Below are 1,990 nucleotides of genomic sequence, written 5' to 3'. Positions count from 1 at the left end.
CAATGGGAGCTCGGCATGGGCCGCCGTCCTCAGATGTCGAGGAAGCGCACGTCCTTGGCGTTGCGCTGGATGAACTCCCGGCGGGGCTCGACCTCCTCGCCCATGAGCACGCTGAACAGCTCGTCCGCCTGGGCGGCGTCGTCCAGCTGGACCTGCAGCAGGACCCGGTTGTCGGGGTCCATGGTGGTGTCCCACAGCTCGTTGGCGTTCATCTCGCCGAGGCCCTTGAAGCGCTGCACCTGGTCGCGGGGGCGCGGGTCGCGCTTGCCGGCGGCGATCCCCGCCTCGATGACCGCGTCGCGTTCGGCGTCGGAGAAGGCGTAGTCGGCGTCGCTGCCCCGCGCGTCCCACTTGATTTTGTAGAGCGGCGGCTGCGACAGGTACACGTGGCCGGCCTCGATCAGCGGCTTCATGAACCGGAACAGCAGCGTCATCAACAGGGTGTTGATGTGGTGGCCGTCGACGTCGGCGTCCGACATCAGGATGATCTTGTGATAGCGGAGCCTGGTGATGTCGAACTCGTCGTGGACGCCGGTGCCGAGCGCCGTGATGATCGCCTGGACCTCGTTGTTCTTCAGGATCTTGTCGATCCTGGCCTTCTCCACGTTCAGGATCTTGCCGCGGATCGGCAGGATGGCCTGGAAGTGCGGGTTGCGGCCGCCCTTGGCGGAACCGCCCGCCGAGTCGCCCTCGACGATGTACAGCTCGGACTTGGCCGGGTCCGTCGACTGGCAGTCCGACAGCTTGCCGGGCAGCGACGTCGTCTCCAGCAGGCTCTTGCGGCGGGTCAGGTCGCGCGCCTGCCGCGCCGCGACCCGCGCGCGCGCCGCCTGCGACGCCTTGTTGATGATCTCCTTGGCCTCGCCCGGGTTCTCCTCGAACCAGTCGCGCAGGTGCTCGTTGCACGCCCGCTGGACGAAGGACTTGGCCTCGGTGTTGCCGAGCTTCGTCTTGGTCTGGCCCTCGAACTGCGGGTCGGCCAGCTTGATCGAGATGATCGCGGTGAGGCCCTCGCGGACGTCCTCACCCGTCAGGTTGTCGTCCTTGTCGCGCAGCAGGCCCTTGTCGCGGGCGTACCGGTTGACGATCGTCGTGAGCGCCGCCCGGAAGCCCTCCTCGTGGGTGCCGCCCTCCGCCGTGTTGATGGTGTTCGCGAAGGTGTGCACCGACTCGGCGTAGGACGAGTTCCACTGCATGGCGATCTCGACCGACATGCCCTCGGTCTCGTCGCTGAAGTAGACGACCGACTCGTGGGCGGAGTCCTTGCGCGCGTTGATGTAGCGGACGAAGTCCTCGACGCCGCCCTCGTAGTGGTACCGGACGACGTGCGGCTCGCCGTTGGAGTGGTCGGGACGCTCGTCCCGCAGCGTGATGGCCAGGCCGCGGTTGAGGAACGCCATCTCCTGCATGCGGCGGGAGAGGGTCTCGAAGTTCCACTCGGTGGTCTCGAAGATCTCCGGGTCCGGCCAGAAGGTGATGAGGGTGCCGGTCTTGTCGGTCTCCTCGCCCTTCTGGAGCTCGGCCTCCGGCCCGCGCCAGCTGTACGCCTGCCGCCACACGTGGCCGTTGCGCCGGACCTCGGCCTCCAGCCGGGTGGACAGCGCGTTGACCACGGACGAGCCGACGCCGTGCAGACCGCCGGAGACGGCGTAGGACTTGCCGTCGAACTTGCCGCCCGCGTGCAGCGTGGTGAACACCAGCTCGATCGCGGGACGTTTCTCCACCGGGTGCTCGCCGACGGGGATGCCACGGCCGTTGTCGTCCACGCTCACGCCGCCGTCGGCCCTCAGCGTCACCACGATGTCGTCGGCATAGCCGGCGAGGGCCTCGTCGACCCCGTTGTCCACGATCTCGTAGACGAGGTGGTGCAGGCCGCGCTCACCGGTCGAGCCGATGTACATGCCCGGGCGCTTGCGAACCGCCTCAAGCCCTTCAAGGACAGTGATCGAACTAGCGTCGTACGCCAAAGGAGATCCTCCTGCCGGGGATG

General features: G+C 67.6%; 1 protein-coding gene. It reads right to left on the bottom strand.

The window, feature by feature from the left end; translation table 11 throughout:
- Positions 1–29 precede the first annotated feature (29 nt).
- Positions 30–1,967, bottom strand: a complete 1,938-nt coding sequence (gene gyrB / locus ETD96_RS43610) for a DNA topoisomerase (ATP-hydrolyzing) subunit B (protein ID WP_138642329.1) — start codon at positions 1,965–1,967, stop codon at positions 30–32.
- Positions 1,968–1,990: the final 23 nt, after the last annotated feature.

The sequence above is a fragment of the Actinomadura geliboluensis genome (assembly GCF_005889745.1).
Taxonomy (GTDB): Bacteria; Actinomycetota; Actinomycetes; order Streptosporangiales; family Streptosporangiaceae; genus Spirillospora; species Spirillospora geliboluensis.
Note: the sequence above shows the minus strand (reverse complement) of the source record. Positions and strands in the feature narration are given on the sequence as shown.